13 protein-coding genes and 1 tRNA gene are annotated in these 17,800 nt (G+C 34.2%); 7 read left to right on the top strand and 7 right to left on the bottom strand.

The features are described from left to right. Positions 1-55 precede the first annotated feature (55 nt). The gene (locus LNP23_RS09460) at positions 56-1,330 is read left to right on the top strand and encodes a porin (RefSeq protein WP_230004690.1); all 1,275 of its coding nucleotides are present in this window, start codon (positions 56-58) and stop codon (positions 1,328-1,330) included. Between the two features lie 132 nt (positions 1,331-1,462). Here LNP23_RS09460 and LNP23_RS09455 read toward each other — a convergent pair whose 3' ends face one another. Then, positions 1,463-2,416, bottom strand: coding sequence for a Fic family protein (locus LNP23_RS09455; RefSeq protein ID WP_230004689.1), 954 nt, complete (start codon positions 2,414-2,416; stop codon positions 1,463-1,465). 479 nt (positions 2,417-2,895) lie between these two features. Between LNP23_RS09455 and LNP23_RS09450 the strand changes: the two genes are divergently transcribed. Further along, entirely contained in the window at positions 2,896-3,441 is a 546-nt protein-coding gene (locus tag LNP23_RS09450; protein ID WP_230004688.1) for a GNAT family N-acetyltransferase, read from the top strand. Between the two features lie 163 nt (positions 3,442-3,604). Here LNP23_RS09450 and LNP23_RS09445 read toward each other — a convergent pair whose 3' ends face one another. Beyond that, entirely contained in the window at positions 3,605-4,534 is a 930-nt protein-coding gene (locus LNP23_RS09445; protein WP_047779314.1) for a DUF4421 family protein, read from the bottom strand. A gap of 406 nt (positions 4,535-4,940) precedes the next feature. On the opposite strand from LNP23_RS09445, the gene LNP23_RS09440 reads away from it, so the two are divergent. The 4 genes from LNP23_RS09440 to LNP23_RS09425 all read left to right on the top strand — a co-directional run bounded on the left by LNP23_RS09440 (position 4,941) and on the right by LNP23_RS09425 (position 9,236). Beyond that, positions 4,941-5,933 (top strand): fumarylacetoacetate hydrolase family protein, encoded by a 993-nt coding sequence (locus tag LNP23_RS09440; RefSeq protein ID WP_230004687.1) that lies wholly within the window; start codon positions 4,941-4,943, stop codon positions 5,931-5,933. Between the two features lie 586 nt (positions 5,934-6,519). Continuing rightward, positions 6,520-8,046: a glycosyltransferase family 39 protein gene (locus tag LNP23_RS09435; RefSeq protein WP_230004686.1), complete on the top strand. Its 1,527-nt coding sequence runs from the start codon at positions 6,520-6,522 to the stop codon at positions 8,044-8,046. Between the two features lie 140 nt (positions 8,047-8,186). Next, a tRNA-Met gene (locus LNP23_RS09430) sits at positions 8,187-8,259 on the top strand. A gap of 236 nt (positions 8,260-8,495) precedes the next feature. Continuing rightward, positions 8,496-9,236 (top strand): protein phosphatase 2C domain-containing protein, encoded by a 741-nt coding sequence (locus LNP23_RS09425; RefSeq protein WP_230004685.1) that lies wholly within the window; start codon positions 8,496-8,498, stop codon positions 9,234-9,236. Positions 9,237-9,644: 408 nt separating this feature from the next. Here the strand turns inward: LNP23_RS09425 and LNP23_RS09420 are convergent, their stop codons facing one another. Both LNP23_RS09420 and LNP23_RS09415 read right to left on the bottom strand, forming a co-directional pair. Beyond that, positions 9,645-10,406 (bottom strand): alpha/beta fold hydrolase, encoded by a 762-nt coding sequence (locus LNP23_RS09420; RefSeq protein WP_230004684.1) that lies wholly within the window; start codon positions 10,404-10,406, stop codon positions 9,645-9,647. Positions 10,407-10,430: 24 nt separating this feature from the next. Further along, positions 10,431-11,330, bottom strand: coding sequence for an EamA family transporter (locus LNP23_RS09415; RefSeq protein ID WP_230004683.1), 900 nt, complete (start codon positions 11,328-11,330; stop codon positions 10,431-10,433). Positions 11,331-11,493: 163 nt separating this feature from the next. On the opposite strand from LNP23_RS09415, the gene LNP23_RS09410 reads away from it, so the two are divergent. Further along, positions 11,494-11,955: an Lrp/AsnC family transcriptional regulator gene (locus LNP23_RS09410; RefSeq protein ID WP_047779307.1), complete on the top strand. Its 462-nt coding sequence runs from the start codon at positions 11,494-11,496 to the stop codon at positions 11,953-11,955. A gap of 324 nt (positions 11,956-12,279) precedes the next feature. Here LNP23_RS09410 and LNP23_RS09405 read toward each other — a convergent pair whose 3' ends face one another. From LNP23_RS09405 to LNP23_RS09395, 3 genes are all read right to left on the bottom strand, one after another. Beyond that, on the bottom strand, positions 12,280-13,296 hold the full coding sequence (locus LNP23_RS09405) for a serine hydrolase domain-containing protein (RefSeq protein WP_230004682.1): 1,017 nt from the start codon (positions 13,294-13,296) through the stop codon (positions 12,280-12,282). Between the two features lie 384 nt (positions 13,297-13,680). Continuing rightward, positions 13,681-15,675 carry a flavin monoamine oxidase family protein gene (locus LNP23_RS09400; RefSeq protein ID WP_230004681.1) on the bottom strand — a complete coding sequence of 665 codons (1,995 nt, stop codon included), beginning with the start codon at positions 15,673-15,675 and terminating at the stop codon, positions 13,681-13,683. Positions 15,676-15,720: 45 nt separating this feature from the next. Continuing rightward, positions 15,721-17,439: an alpha-keto acid decarboxylase family protein gene (locus LNP23_RS09395; protein ID WP_230004680.1), complete on the bottom strand. Its 1,719-nt coding sequence runs from the start codon at positions 17,437-17,439 to the stop codon at positions 15,721-15,723. Positions 17,440-17,800: the final 361 nt, after the last annotated feature.

Raw genomic sequence — 17,800 nt, 5'->3', positions numbered from 1 at the left:
TTTCCTGAAATAAAAACAAACCAGTAACAAACCGGCAATTTAAAATTTGAAAACAATGGTGAAAAACTGCATTTTAAAAATCTCAATTTTCTTATTTTTCTTTTTTCTAAGTCCTAAAATTTTTGCTCAGCATACTGATTTAGTTGATGATTCGCAGACTCAGATTTTAGCCGACACTACCCGAACTTACTTTATTCCTGATGCCACTCATAAAGGAATGAGGTGGTCCAGATCGCATAACAAATGGTTTTCTACCAAACTGGGATTTGCTCCTATTTTGGATTACAATACCAGTTTTCAAGATCAGGACAGTAAAAATCAGGTAGGTACTCAGGAAAAGAGATTTGATATTAGAAGTGCAAGAGTAATGCTCAGCGGGAAAATCAATTTCAAAAACCCCTGGAAATACTTAATAAGTGTCGAATACAAAGGATTTGACAGAGCTGAAGACGATCCGAATTTTGGAATTACAGATTTGAAATTTGTAATCCCGTTATCTGAAAACAGTGACATAACCGTCGGAAAAATAAAAGAAACCTTTGTGTACGAAATGGTCGGAGATGCTGCTAATCTCCCTCATTTTGAACGATTGCTTAATCCGTTTTTTAACAGTCGGAATATCGGAGCCATTTATCATCATTTTTTTATGAACAATAGATTAGCTGTTGCTGGTGGAGTTTTTAAAGACTTTATAGGCAATGATAAAAGTTTTTCAAATTCAAACAACACTTTTACCACCAGAATCACCGGACTCCCAATATGGAATAACAATGGAAAAGAGTTCATACACATTGGAGTCGGTGTGCGTTACGTTGATGCTAAAAATGATGTTATTCGTTTGAAAGGAAAAAATGAGTCCAATATATCATCCAATTATGTTGACACCGGAAATCTAAATGCTTCTCACCAATGGAACATGAGCTTAGAACAACTTTGGAGCTTAGACAATTTTTCGGTACTAATGGAATACGCACATAACTGGACGGCAACAAAAGACTTTGGCACGGAACAATTTAGTGGTTATTATGTAACTGCCAGTTATGTTGTAAGCGGAGAACAAAGACCCTACGACCAAAAGGCAACTTATGCCCGAAGAATCAAACCAACAGGGAAATATGGTGCATGGGAAATTTTCACAAGGGTTGGGCAAAATGACTTAGAAACAAAAGAAGTCCATGGCGGAACAAACAATCGCTATGATTTAGGATTAAATTGGTGGGCAACGCAATACTGGAAAGCCGGAATGGTATATGGCATAGGTAATTTAGATAAAGGCGGAATCACCGGCATAACCAATAATTTTCAATTCCGACTACAATGGATTTATTAAAAATTTTATTCCTGAATTAGTTAGACAATACACAAGAAGGCTTTAACAAAACAGGAAACAGAATACAATTATCCCTTTATAAACAACAGAAAATACTTTGCTTCTAATCTTCCCAATCCTATAAGTATCGCGTTAATCTCTACTGTATACGGTTGTTTTTTTATCACCCTGTTTAATGATGATTCCCTGTTCAACTGCTTTTTTCAAATCTCTGCTGGCTGTTGCAGACGATAAATCCTTAAAATAGTTCAAATACTCTTTTCTTGTAAACTCTCCTGTGAAATTTTCAAGAAAAACTTGAATTCTATTTTCATCAGAAAGTCTTTTTGTCGAATTTTCCAGAAGTTCACTCAAAGATTGATCTATAATATGCAGCATGTACTCGACGAATTTTGTCGATTTCCCTTCCTTGTCTGAAGCTGACAATGAATCATAATAGGCAATTTGGTTTTTCGAAATTAATGTTTCAAAAGGCAAGAATTCAAAAACAGGATATTCTTCTTTTAAAATTAAAGTCTGCCACAATCTCCCCATTCTCCCATTTCCGTCCATAAATGGGTGGATAAATTCCATCTCATAATGAAAAACACAACTTTTAATTAGTGCTATTTCAGATTTATCTTTTAAATATTGAAACAAATCTTTCATTAAAAACGGAACATTTTCATACGGTGGTGCAATATGTTCCACTTTTGATCCTTTTACAATTCCAACGCTTTTTGTTCTATATTTTCCGGAATTTTCAATAAGATCTTTCATTAGCATTTTATGCGCTTTTAGAAAATCTTTCTCAGAATAATGTTTAAGAAGATTCAAATTTTTATAAACTTCTAAAGCATTCAAAACTTCTATTATATCTTTCTGTGGTCCAACAACCCTTTTGTTTTCAACTATTGCTGTGATTTGCTCTTCAGATAGCGTATTCCCTTCAATACTTAAAGAAGAATATATCGTTTTTATTTGATTTTGCTTTCGTAAGCTTGGATTGGTTTTGATTAAATATCGGACATTTGCTTCTCCAATTTTTTCAGAAATTGAAGAAACATATTTTAACATTAATGACGTTATTTCGTAGGGAGGTTTCATATTTTGATAGTATCAAATGATACTATCAAAAATACAAATTTAATTCAGTGTTTATTACGGAAGTGAAGAAAAAGTACACAACAGTTTCGATGTTTAACTTATCACCTAATTAATTCAAGTTGCTAGTTATTTTTTTTTGAATCTGTTACTATTTGAATAGCCTCCTGCTTTAGCTGGAGGTGAATTATTGAGAAGTGTCTAATTGGCTTTAGCCGAAAGAAGCGCAGTATATTTTGTTTCATTTTAGGGATAACAGAACTAGTAACTTGAATTAATTACTGCGAGTTGAAAATTAGACATAAATAACTGAAGAAACGGGAACGTATAAATCCAGTCAGATAAGTCTGCTTTTCTATTTCTGAAACTGTGAAAATTGTTGAAAATAACATAACAGAAACTGTTTAAGAAAAAATCCTAAAGTGTGATACATTTCTTTCAAATTACAACTATTTTTGATAAACTATTTAAGCAACCAAAATATGAATATATATTTTACAAATTTCCCTGATCTGCCAACCGAAAGATTACACTTAAGGGCGATATCTGAACAAGATGCCGAGGCAATTCATAAACTGCAATCAGATTCTGTTGTCAATGCATTTGTAGGCAGAAACATTACTTCTACTCTTGAAAGTGCAAAAGCCTATGTGTTACGAATGCGTACTTTAGTTCAGAAAAATGAATGTATATATTGGGTAATTGCTTCAAAAGACAACAATACATTTATCGGCAGTGTTTGTTGCTGGAATTTTGATCTCGAAAATGAGATTGTAGAGATTGGCTACGAAATGTTACCTGAATTTCAAGGCAAAGGTTTTATGACGGAAGCCTTAAAAGCAGTAATCGAATATACTTTTGGTACCATTAAAGCCAACCTTATAACCGCTTTCCCATCATCTGATAATAACAATTCTGTTGCGATATTAAAAAAGCTAGACTTTGTTTTTGAAAATGAATCGTACAACAACAAACATCAAAATATAAAAAACCTAACGACTTACACATTGAGACCCCAGACTCACTAAAAACAGAAAATCAGAATTCTTTTTTGCCTCACGTTACTAATTCAAATTTTAAGGTATCAGAAACAAAATCAATGGCTGTTTTATATTTTGCCACAGATTAATGGATTAAACTGATTTGATTCTTTATTCTTTGCTCTATATTCTTTGCTCTATAATTCCTCTCCTAAATCCCCAATCTCCATATATAAGCAATTTGAAAGTTCCCTGAAGCCAAACCTGTACTATTACCATTATTAGTACCATCACTGTCCTGTGAGAAAGAAGAAAATATAAGATTATTGATATAGGACAGTCCGAGTGACCATTTTTCTTTATTGTATCCGGCAGAAATTCTGGGAAAAAAGGTTGGATAAATCTCTATCTTTTTTTTGCCAAAATCATTTATTCTTTCGGTGCCAAAGTTAACACCCGCTGTTATCGATCCACTGGTAAACCATCTTTTACTAATTGCCCAGGTATAAGCATATCCTCCGCTTACCCCAAATTGAAAGTTTCGCAATGAATTTTTAGATTTATGTACAAAAGAACTATCCGAGTCTATTTTTGTAAAATACACCCCTCCGCCCAATAACCAACTCCCGGCAGATTTTAACTGTCTTTCATTTTGATTAAAGGCCGCTTTATAAGAGAATTTTTTATTGTTAAAAATATACTGTCCAAAAGCACCATACTGCTGAATCTTTAAATCGGGATACAATTGTATGTTTTTATTGGAGTTGTCTGCCGTATAAAATCCGCGGTATTTTTGAATGAAAAGATCAACTGTGAACTTACGCCCGTAGTTGTGAAGCTGAAAATCAAAGGCTTTTGTTCTTCCTTTTTTGTCATCTCTCATAAAACCCAAACCATAGCCATAACTGAAATTGATTATAGTATTGTTTACCGTAACTCCCAGACCTAAACTCATAGGAGTGTTCGGCATGAATTTTTTAGTTTCCCCGTTTGTCTCCTGTTCCAGTGAAAGGAATTTCAGAGCTAAATAAGACGACACAGAAAATTTATTCTCGAAGGGTTTTATATACGTCGTGTCAATTTGTGCTGCACAAAAAAAGGGAGACACAAAAATAAGTAAAAGTGAAAGATATAATTTCATTGTGGTATTAAACGGAAAAAAATTACTGCTATTACTTCGGGTACAACTATTTTTTTTAAGGTTATAATCCATTAAAAAACAATCTAACAGAAAACAAAAATAAAGTAAAAACCAAAAAAACTTCAAAGAAATATACATTATTATTGATAAAATAACAGAACCTGTAAATTAGTAAATTTTAGACAAAATACCATCTAATTTGCAACCGGTTACTCAAACAGTGCAAGACAATAGCTATGAAACGCTTTACAAATAACCACCAGAACCCCTACAAAGAGTAGTTTTTTGTACCGTTATTATTTTATATATTCGTTCAACATAAAGAAAACGATTTCGAAAACTAAAAACCACTAATAATCAACTAGTTAATTTTTAAAGTTAACATAAAAATTAAATAAACAATATAATGAAACTAGCATCAATAGATAATAATACAAGAGACGGAGAATTAGTTGTTGTAAATAAAGAATTAACAAAAGCCATCCGCGTTCCTGAAATTGCCTCAACCATGCAACTTGCAATCGATAATTGGGCAGACAACGAAACTAAACTTCAAAATATTTACGAGCAGTTAAACTCAGGTACACTTACAACGGGAACTTTTGATTTTGCAACTGTACGTGTTTTAGCGCCAATTCCAAGAGCTTACCATTGGGCAGACGGAAGTGCTTATGTTACCCACGTTGAACTTGTTAGAAAAGCAAGAAACGCAGAACTTCCTGAGTCTTTTTGGACAGATCCTCTAATGTATATGGGTGCTTCTGATGCTTTTATTGGCGCCCATGATGATATAGAAATTGAAAACGAAGAATGGGGAATCGATTTTGAATCAGAAGTAGCGGTAATCACAGATGACGTTCCGGCTGGAGTAAGTGCTGAAGAAGCACTAAATCACATTAAATTCGTCACTATTATAAACGATGTTTCACTGAGAAATCTAATTCCAAACGAACTTTCGAAACAATTTGGATTCTATCAATCTAAACCTTGGACTTCTTTTGCTCCGGTGATCGTTTCGGTTGATGAATTGAAAAATGAATTTGTCGATGGAAAATTACATTTACCCTTGATATCTGCATTAAACGGAGAAGTTCTTGGAACTCCAAATGCGGGTATTGATATGACCTTTAATTTTGGTGAATTAATCGCTCACGCTGCAAAAACCCGTTCCTTAATGGCTGGTACTGTTATTGGTTCCGGTACAGTAGCCAACCAGGGAAGCCCAACAGGTTCCAGCTGTATTGCCGAAATCAGATGTTTGGAAACCATAAAAGACGGAAAACCTTCTACTCCTTTTATGAAATTTGGAGACCAGATTGAAATCGAAATGAAAAACGCAGTCGGTGCTTCTATATTTGGTAAAATCAATCAAAAGGTAAAAAAGTACGAAAAGAAATAATTTGTACAAGATCATACTATTAAATTTAATGAGCTCGATATTGTATCGGGCTCATTAAATTTTAGTTTTATTCAATCCTTTTGATGTTTAAAATAGTACTGTAATATTTTATCGAACAAGTAATAGCGCTTACTACTATAACTTTACTAAAAAAAGATAGGAAAATAGTCTATTGCAAATAAATTTACTCGTCCCTTTTTCTTCTTTCGTGTTTGATGACACCAATATTTCACAGCAATCCGTTTGAGAAAACTCCTTATTTATCTATCAACGCAAAAATAAAATCAAACAGATTTAGAACGATTCTTTTAAGCCAATTTTTCTTTTTCTCCATTTTATTTTAATGAGTTAAACCTAACAATGCATTCGCTTGAGTTGGCAAAATACCTAAATTGGTTTCAAACATTCAAATAGAAAATGGTTTTTCTTTCCTTATTTTTTAGCTATCCATAAACACACTATAGGAAAGTTAGTTTTCATTTTTTTATTCATTAATAAAAATTTCAATTTCAAATTAAACTTAATATCTTAGCTAAGCGTTTTAAACACTGATTTAAAACCTCTTACCCAACAAACCAAATTTCCTATGACTAAAAAAACAATCATTTTAATTGGGTTTATCATTCTAAAATTTGCTTTACAGTTCGTTTTACTGAGTCCCGAGTATGATTTACAGCGTGACGAATATCTCCATCTCGATCAGGCACATCATTTGGCTTGGGGCTATTTATCGGTTCCGCCTGTCACTTCGTGGATTTCTTATATTATATTTTCACTCGGAAATGGCGTTTTCTGGATTAAGTTTTTTCCTGCTCTCTTTGGTGTTTTAACGCTAATCGTAGTCTGGAAAACTATAGAAGCTCTAAAAGGCAACCTTTATGCTTTGGTTCTAGGAGCAACCTGTATCGTATTTTCCTCCTTGCTGCGAATCAATATGTTGTACCAACCTAATTCTTTAGATGTATTGTGTTGGACCGCTTTTTATTATGTCATAATTCAATACATCACCACCGAAAACACAAAATGGTTTTATATTGGCGCTGTTGTATTTGCTTTTGGTTTTTTAAACAAGTACAACATTCTCTTCCTGCTTATCGGCTTCTTGCCTGCTCTTTTGCTTTCCGGTCAAAGACGGATTCTGACAAAGAAAAAACTTTATTTTGCCCTAGTTCTTGGCTTGTTATTGATTCTGCCCAATCTTTTATGGCAATACAACAATCAGTTTCCTATTATCCACCATATGAAAGAATTAGCCGAAACACAATTGGTTAATGTAGATCGCATTGGTTTTTTGAAAGAACAATTATTGTTTTTTATCGGAGCTTTTCCAGTTATTCTTTTCGCTTTATATGCCCTGCTATTCCATAAACCTTTCTCGAAATACCAATTCTTTTTTACTACAATACTCTTCACATTACTCGTCTTTTTATATTTCAAAGCCAAAGCCTATTATGCCATTGGCCTCTATCCCATTTACATTGCTTTTGGCGCTGTTTTCCTTTCTGATATTCTGAAATCAGGTTGGAAACGTTACTTGCAACCTGTATTTATTCTGATTCCAATATTGTTTTTTATACCGATGTACAATTTAGCTTTTCCAAATAAGAGTCCGGAATACATCGTAAAACATTCAGAAAAACGCAAAAAAATGGGGATGCTGCGTTGGGAAGATGGAAAAGATCATGCACTACCACAAGATTTTGCCGATATGTTAGGCTGGAAAGAACTTGCCCATAAAATTGATTCTGTGTATGCTACTTTACCAAACCAGAAAGAAACGCTGGTCCTTTGTGATAATTATGGACAGGCCGGAGCTATTAATTACTACTCCAAAAAAGGAATCAAAGCGGTTTCGTTTAGTGCCGATTATGTCAATTGGTTTAATCTTGACATCCGGTATAAAAACCTCATCAGAGTGAAAGAATACGAAGAAGAGAACAACGAGTTTAAAGAAACCAGTCCGTATTTTGAAACTTCTCAGATTGCGGGCGAAATCAACAATCTATATGCTCGTGAATATGGGACAACTATCTTTGTATTTACTGGCGCTAAAGTCAACATTAACAAAAGAATTGAACAGGAAATCAAAGAAGAGAAAGATTATAGTAAGTAAAACCCAAATAACTACCAAAAATCTACTCTTATAAACCACTAAAGGCTAGCAAATTATCAGATTCTATTAAATAAAAACAAAAAAAAGCACTAATTCCTTTGCTAAACTGTATTTAGTGTGTATCTTTGCACCCGAAACAACGCGGGATAGAGCAGTAGGCAGCTCGTCGGGCTCATAACCCGAAGGTCACAGGTTCGAGTCCTGTTCCCGCTACTAAAGTAAAGCTTCAGAGAAATCTGAGGCTTTTTTTTTGCTCATACTTAATAGGGGAAATTCCAATATTTTTAAATTCCAAATTCCAACCTTTCACAGACCGAAATCTGGGATTTTTTTTCTTTTGGTCGTACTTATAGTAGAAATTCCAATATCTTTAAATTCCAAATTCCAACCTTTTACAGACCCAAAAATATATTTTATTCATTTCTGTATAAAAATAAAAAATAAAAAAAATGAACATATATTCCACAATAAGAATCGGAGATTACCACCAAAATAATTGTGAAGACCATCTATATATAAATGAATATGGTAAAAATATGATTTTATGTGCTGTTATGGACGGCTGTACAACAGCATTAGAAAGTCACTTTGCATCTACCTTAGTTGGAAAGATATTAAAAAAAATCTGCATAGAAAAAGGCTATAAAGACTTTGTAGATCCTGAAAGTTTAGACGATATTGACGAAAGTTTAAGGTCAATTTTAAAGAATTTACTAGTCGAACTTAAAAATATAAAAAACGCATTAATGCTGGACACCAAAGAATTATTGACAACAATGCTAATAATGTTGATTAATAAAAAAAGTGAGGAAGGAATCATTCTTGCTATCGGCGATGGATTTGCAATTGTAAACGGGAAAAAATACGAATTTGACCAAGACAATAAACCAGATTATTTAGGCTTTCATCTATCGGAAGATTTTGAAAAATTATATGATTCTCTGGAACAAAAAATAAAATTTAACAAAGTACATGACATATCTATTGCAACAGACGGAATATTTACTTTTGAAAAATTAAAACCTGCCAAATCAGAGGAAGTTATTGATACTATAGATTTTTTAACAATTGAAAACACGGATCAAGGTAAAGGTGAAATGCTTCATATAAAACTAAAGAAATTAGAACATAATTATGGCTTAGTTCCTACTGATGATCTCTCTATCGTTCGTATAATAAAAACAGAATGATGAAATTTACACAGTTAAAAAAAAGATGATTAACACTTCGATAAAGTTTATAATCAACAATATATTTGATCAGAGTAAAGCTTCAGAGAAACCCGAGGCTTTTTCTTTGCTCATACTTAATAGGGGAAATTCCAATATTTTTAAATTCCAAATTCCAACCTTTCACAGACCCTTTTTCTATTCAACAATAGAAACTGTCAAAATAAAAAACTATTTAAAATCTGGAACTGGAAAATTTCTAAATTAGAATCCAAAGGGCTCAAAGTCGCCGTCGCGAACATAAGTTCAAATACTATTCCCATTATTAAAGTAAAGCCTTAGATTTATCTGAGACCTTTTTTATATTTTTTTTAATGATTCTCTTTGCCGGAACAGATTACAAACCTGTGCTAATCGAGTTTTTCTCTATTATGTAAGCAACTGGATAAATGCAACAACTCTATTTAAAACCATCTCCGGCACTTCTTTATGTGGAGTATGATAAACATTTGGAATTATAAATTTTTCAGCTTTTCCACTTACTAAATCTAAGGTTTTATTCACTTGTTCTAACGATCCGTATTCGTCATTTTCTCCCTGAACAAACAAAACCGGGCAACTAATTCCTGGTAATAAATATTCGATATTCCATGTTCTGAAATCATCACTGATCCATGTTTCTGCCCAACCTTTAAAAACCATATCTGTTTTATCTTCATGATACTTTTGCAACCTTTGAGGCAAATTTGTGGTATTATAAGCTTCCATTGCTTTATAAATTCCTATGAGCGTTATATCTTCAACAAAAATATGGGCTGCTTCGCATATAATTGATTTAATTCTATCTCCATATTTAGCTGCAGCAATTAAAGCAATGGAACCGCCATCACTATGACCAAACAAAATCGCATTGTCTATTTCTAAATTTTCCAGTAATTCATTTAAAATATCAGCTTCTAGTTCAAGATAATTAACGGGTCTGGACGATGAAGACATAACTTCAGATTTTCCATAACCTAAGCGATCATAAACTAATAAATTACATTGAGAGGCTTTAGCCATTTTTTCAGGAAAGTCTCTCCAAAGTTCTGTGCAACCTAAAGAATCATGCAAAAAAACAAGTGTAGGACGATTTTCCAGATCATTTACATATTCAGCGTAAAGACTCTTTCCATTTATATTCAGTAACATATTTTTATCCTTTGATTTTTATTCTCAGATTAAACTACCTGCTACTTGTTTTTGTTTTTTCGCCTTCGCCAAATTAAGATAAATGATAGCGCCCAGCATTATTGCAATACCAAATAGTTGAAGGAAAGTAATTTTTTCTCCCAAAATAATATGTGCACAAAATACTGCTGCCGGCAATTCTAATGTCAATAAAACAGAGCTTAATCCTGCTCCTATTTTTGGCATGCCTGCAGTAAAACAAATGGGTGGAATCACAGTACCGAAAATAGCCAAAAATGTCCCCCACTGTAATAATCCAAAATCAATATTTGTACTTGTTGTAATCGCTTCCATGTTAATCAAAAATATAATGATTGCCGATCCGCTTGTCATTAATGCGCTCTTTTCAAACATTGGCGTTTCTTTTCCCAGTTTACTGGTAAAAACAACGTAAAGTGTATATAATATGGCTGCTAACAAACTTAAAAAAACACCTTTATAAGAAATATTAAAACTATTCAGATCTAAAAGATTCCCAGCCAAAACAGTCCCAAAAATGATAAAAGCGGCAGATACAACTTCTGTAAAGTTTGGTTTCTTTTTAAAAAATACCCATTCAATCAAAATACTCAACCAAGTAATCTGCATTAATAAAACAATAGCCAACGAAGCCGGAATATACGATACAGAAAGATAATAAGTATAAGCCGAAGACCCCATTGAAGTGCCTGCCAGAAGCAATTTCCAATTAATGGTTAATTTATATATTCCGTTTTTGATATTTCTAAAAATCACCACAGACCATAAAATTATGGTTCCAATTAAAGCCTGCGAAAATGTTATTTCACCCGGAGTATATCCTTGTCCGTATGCAATTTTTGCAAATGAAGAGAGCATTCCAAAACTCAATGCGCCTAAGGCCACAATAATAATGTATTTATTCATTTTTATTTATAATAAATTTCTTTTGTACCGCCAAATATATCAAATATCAAACTACGTACTGTTTTGCAAATTAAATCATGTATTTAATCCTTATTAAACGACTAAATTTAGTTTTTTGTTCTAAATTTGTTTTGCTTTTCACAATTAAACGGGAAAAAATCCAATGGAAGAATTAAACAAACAGGAAATCGAGCTACTCAGAATCCTTCAGAAAAACTCAAGATTTGATATTACTGATCTTACCGAAAAGTTAAATATGTCCAGAACATCTGTTTATGAAAGAATAAAAAAGTTAGAAAACGAAGGATATATTAGCAATTATGTAGCGCTAATTAATCCCAAAAAAGTTGGATTAAACTTTACGGTAATTATCAACGTTTCGTTAATTAGTCAGCGCCTTGAGTTTGTAGAAGAGTTTTCAAAACAAGTAGGGGAATTGGAAGAAGTTGTTGAGGGATATGTAACTGGAGGAATTTTTGACTATGTCCTAAAAGTGGTCGTAAAAGACCCTGAAGCATTTAATGATTTTATTGTCAAAAAACTTTCGATAATACCAAATATAAGTAAAGTTCAAAGTTCATTTGTGATGAGTTACATTAAGCAGTCGACGGCTTTGCATTTTTAAATCTTTACAAACAAAAGGAAAAAAAACACCTATTATTTTCTTAGATTTTACAAACACAATTACTTTTATAAAGTAAATTCCAATCTTTTAAATTCCAAATTCCAACTTGACCGATAACGTTAACGTGGATTTGACCCTGCTAATAAGACAAAGCCTCAAAAGAAATCTGAGGCTTTTTTTGTTTATACAAGTTTACGATTCTCTTTGCACAGATTCTAAATCTTCGCTAATGGAATCCAAATCCTTTTATACTAAGAAAATACAATTATGTTTTTCCATAAAGGACTTTTTTTTAATTAGCTACATTTAAAAATATAAAACCTATCAATTCTTTTCAAGTAAAACTTGTATCGAAGCACTAATATCCTCTAAAGTATTTTGTTTGTTATTTGATACTAAAATAATTGTTAATCCCGGATTACTGACTAACAAAGCTTGATAATTGAAAGCACTCCCATCATGTATATGGCTTATCACTTGGTTTTGTTGAATACTACCTTCTCCAAGGCCTGTTTGATTCCCAGTGGAAAAAGGTTTTAAAAGTTCAATTGTTGATTGGGGTGTGATTAGTTTAAATGAATTAATAGCTTCAGACCATTTGTAAAAATCTTCCAGATTTAATGCTGTCCAACCCGAGATATTATATTTAAGAACATCTTGTTTTCCGCTATTATTAAAAGACTTTGCAAAAAGTTTTTCTGCTTCACCAGGATCTACGACTCCATTTTTTATTCCGATTGGCGGAAATATCTTTTTTTGCACAAAAGAATTGAAAGACATTTTAGTGATTCTTTCTATGATTCTACGTTGTAAAAACACATTATTGTTATTATAATCATATTTTGTTCCCGGTTCAAAATCAAGGGATTTCGTCCTTTTTAATTCTTCCATGTTCTCAGAATCGTTATTGACTTCATTCCATTTTATTTGTGGAAGACCACTTGTATATTGAAGCAAGTGAATGATTTTAATTTTGTTCGCCCAAGAAGGAAGTTCAGGAAGAAATTTTGATATCGTATCGTCAAGTTTTAACTTTCCTTGTTCTTTGAGCATCATAATTCCAACAGCATTAAATTCTTTTGCAATTGAACCTATATGAAAACGATATTTTTTATTTAATTGAATTGCTCCGCTTGCGTCAGCTTGTCCAAAAGCTTTTTCGTATATTATTTTCCCGTTTTTAGCAATTAAAACGTTTCCGTTGAACTCTTTTGATTTATTTGCTTTCAGAAATAAACTGTCCAATTTTGCTTCTTTTTGTGCAGACTGACTATAACAATTAATGCAAATTGTTAGAAAGATAATAAAAAGTAAAACCCTGTTTTTTTTAGTTATATCCATAGTATAAATTTCAATAAATATAAAGAATAATCCTTACTAAAAAACATTGGATTAATTTAGAACAAAAAACAGTCTGCTAATGAAATGCTTCTACACTATTTCTTTGCAAGTATTTAGAGCATTGCAGATTAAATGAGTTTACCCGAATGGCAGCATATTCAGCGAAAAAAAGTTGTTTTTTAACGAGTGGCTCCCAAAATATCGCTCATTCACAAACTCCCACCGCTATTTAAAATTCGTAATAATAAATAAAACCAGTAAAGTTTCCCTTACTGGTTTTTATTTATTCAAAATTGGTTGCTTTATCTTTGAAAGAAGAAGACTTTCTTTTTTTAATCTCCTTCAAAGTTTCGATAACACTTTCAATGATTTTGTCCGGGTAAATTATTCCGGACAAATAAAAGGATAGTGTACTTCACTTATAATTGGCTCGATACCGAAAAAGTCATTCAGGACAGACTCGGCAGTACAAAAAGCACCTTCTACCCAGGCTTGATCATTTGAATAGGTCTCGCCAACGATAAAAATATCGCAATCGGTTTTTGGAATAAGCTGTGATGGCTTTCTGATCTTTCTTTGCACATCGCCTAAATCATAGTGCGATTTGTAGGCATGATAACCTGCGTTAAAAGGAGGCAGTGACCAGTCCATGTATTTTGTTTCTAAAGGTTCCGGTACCGCAGAATAATCAGTTTGTGGACCAAAATGTAAGGATGCCAGCTGTGAGCGAAGCATTTTTACCATTACCGGTGTGGCTGTTCTTGGTCCTATAAGTGGTTGGAGGTCTCTGGACTCCGGAATTTCGCGTGTTGCTTTTGGCCCAAGTTCTAAAGCTTTCCAGAATGTTGTATATAGAATATCATCATAACTGGCCAAAATACCATATACTTTTTCTCCTTTTTCTTTTAAGGCATTATCCCCAAAATAGACCACTTGTCGGATCGGCATATCGGTAATACTTGGACCGATCGTATCTAACTCGGCTACTGCTGAGATTTGACCTTCCTGTTTATAGGTTAAACGCTCTTGAATGGCATTTTCTACCGCAGCTACAAAACTGGCTTTATCGTTAAACGGATTACCTATAATCTCCGGACTTTTAGCTTCTGCTATTTTTTTAAGGTATTCAGCAGGGAACTTCTCTTGTTTTAATTTTGCTATTCCTTCATCCGTTAAAAAGTAACTCGTTAGCTTAGCCGGATAAGTTGGGCCACCTTCCGGAGTTTCTCTCCACCATGGCGTTTTGAAAAACATCCCTACTTTGTAAGAAGGCTCCATAATTACGGATTCTAAGTACAACTGTACTTTTTCATGATTTAATACATCCAAACCTTCTTTGTCGATATATCTGCTGGCCTGAGCTACTAATTCTATTGCCGCTCTTGGCATAGCAAGAAACGCAGCATCACATATTTTACTTTCTGCAAGTTTATCCGGAGCCTTGCGTGTTGCTGTTGTAAAATGTGCTTTGGACTTATCGTGCAAAATAGAACGCAGTCTGGTATTTGGGAAATAACTCAGTGTAATTCCTTTCTTTTTAGCTAATTTTTCAACTTCATTAAATAAGGCATCAAATAAGCTGGAATATCCTTTTATTAAAGTTTTGTATTCTGTACCAGGTGTAAACTCATCATTGACATTAAACGACTGGGCACTATTACTGTTTACTACGTTTGAACTGTAACCATTACCATCGGACAAATAACCGAAACCTTCTTGCCCAAGCATATCATAACCCAGATTCCAATAGCCAATTTCTTTTAGTAAATCTCCTTTTTTAAAGATCGAACTCTCCGGCATTTCGATATTGATTCTTCCTTCGTCATAAAATTTGCACCATTCTCTTCGTGTTGTAGGCCCTGAATCTTGTGTAATCGCTACCGATTGTATCGTTGTAAATCCATCATCCGGTGGAGCGTCTTCACCGTAATTGTTTGCCGCATAGGGAGCGGGCTGATTAGAACTAACAGCGGAGACATACATATTCTTAGCACGCAAAGACATTAAGGGATCAGCGGACTCATTAAAGGGAATTGAATCCTTTTTTAAGTCTAATTTTTCAATGGTTTTAGTAACTACACGATGCCCGGCTCCCATTGGAGTACCGTTCCAGTACGAATACCTCATACCGCCCAATTCCAGATACGAATTGTCTTTATTGTCTTTATAATGCCAGGTACAAACACGTGCTCCCGGTGCTCTGGTCCCCGGATCTTTTTTAGAAAAATCGTATTCCCCCCAATCATAAAGTTCCAATACATCGCCTTTTTCAAGCATTTTTTCGTTTTTCTTAAGCTTGGAAGTTCCGTCCAGCAACCTCCAGGCTGTATAGAGCCCGGCTGCACCTGCTCCAAAAATAGAGTATGTTTTTTTTGTCATTGTCGTATGTTTTATAGTTGTTAATCTTTTGATTTGTAATTGTCTTTATTCCTCTCCCAGCCTTTTCATTTGTCGGGCGAGATCTTTTTCAGGAATTACGATTTCTACTAAACTCGGAAGATTTGTTTTCTTCTTAAGTTTAAGAAGCACTTCGTCTAATTCTGTAACCGTTTCGGCTCGGTAACTGTTTGCTCCAAATGCTTTAGCAAGTGCCTGATAATCCCATTTTGGAAGAATATCAAATGCATCAAACTTATGAGACGGCCCCGGTTTAAAGGCATCCATATCTACATATACCTGCTCTATCGCGTACACTCCGTTGCTCATTACAAAAATTACGGAATTGATATTGTATCTCGCAAGAGTCGAAAGCGACTGTGCGATCATCATAAAACCACCATCACCCGCTACAGTCCAGGCTTGCTTACCACTCCCTAATTGAGCACCGGAAGCTGCACCGGTTTCAAAACCAATACACTGCCACGCAGCCGAGGAGATATAAGCGTTCTTAGATAAACCATAAATATTAGTGGCCACATACATAGACGTACTTACACCATAAGTCATCACAATTTTGTCGAGCATTTTCTGCTTTTCTAAAAAGGAAACGGTATGTTCAAAAAAGCGGTTAAAGGTTATTACCTCGGGTGTTGCATCATATTTCGGATCGGAGTTAGATCTCCAAGGCTCCGGAAATTTTGGTTGAGGTGGTGCCACAACTTTTAAAGGATAAGCAGCAGCTAGTTTAAAACGTTCTGTTAAAGCTTCAATAAAGTCTTTTAAGGTTACGCCATTGTACGTAAAATAACCCACTCGCATTTCCTGCGTAGTAGCCTGAATCATGTCCGAAAATTTATTTTCTACCAACCATAAATAATCATCGGTAATGATCGTACCTAAAGACAGTATACAATCAGATCCTTCAACAAGGCTAATCACTTCGGGTATTGAGGCCTGATCCGAATAAGTTCCTATAAATTTATCTCCTTTCTCATCCAGCACCGTTTTTCCCAGTGACGTTGTCGTGTACAACATCCCACTTTCTTTAATAAGTTTTTCTAACTGGGTAGTTAAATCATGTCGCAAGAGCTCTACACCTGCCAAAATTATAGGCTTTTTTGCCTGTGTAATTTGAGTCCAGGCTTGAGTAACCGCATTATCAAGTGCCGCCGGTTCACTCTTTATGATTTCGGCCTGTAGTTTTTTAGCGGGTGGTTTAGGACAAGGTTCGCCCCACACCTCTTTATAACAGGCTATGTACACCGGACGTTGATAGGTAAGTGCTGCAATAAGTAGTTTATCGATTTTTTCGGGAGCACCTACCGAAGTGCTTAAAGTCTCGGCAGCAACCGTTACCCTTTCGTATACTTCCTGATCTGCGTTGAGGTTACCTGTTGAGTGGTGGTAAAGTACATTATACATACTTCCTATTTGTCGGGCATCTGATCCGGGAGTAGCGCTAATTACCACAACAGGACTACGCTCTACATAAGCACCGGCAATAGCATTCAAAGCACTAAAAGTACTAACCCCATATTGCAAAGACACCGCACCTAAACCTCGGGTACGCGCGTAAGCATCTGCCGCATAGGAAGCGTCTAATTCGTTAGTAGTTCCGATGGTTTCGATGCCATTGAAATCTTCTAAGGCTTGTGTAAAATGTTTTACATAATCACCCGGAATTTGAAAAACTTCGGTAACATTTAATTGTTTGAGTCTAGTGAGCAGATAATCTGCAACTGTAAATTCTTTCTTCGCTTTCATCTTTTTATATTCTAAATTAAAAGTTGTATTTGTCTGTCGGTTAAGGATTTCTTCGTTTTGCTTTTTTGAAGACCTCTCTATTTTTATATTTTACATTTTTATAAGAATCTGTAAACTATCAACCTCATCCGGTCTCCTTTTTTTTACCTGATCGCTAAAAAAACATGTCCTGAAAATAAAGCTAACAGGACTTGTATTTCCTCATAAAAATACAAGGACACAAAAGTTTAAATTGAAAAATAGGTATGAGTACCGGATTCTTATCCGCAGGAAACCGAAATGGCAGTATAAAATCGTTTTTTACATTTTTAGAACATCCGCTTTTATTTAAACATGCCTGATCCCTCTATAAAATTCCTTT

Origin of the sequence: Flavobacterium cupriresistens, from assembly GCF_020911925.1 — a bacterium.
GTDB lineage: Bacteria > Bacteroidota > Bacteroidia > Flavobacteriales > Flavobacteriaceae > Flavobacterium > Flavobacterium cupriresistens.
Note: the sequence above shows the minus strand (reverse complement) of the source record. Positions and strands in the feature narration are given on the sequence as shown.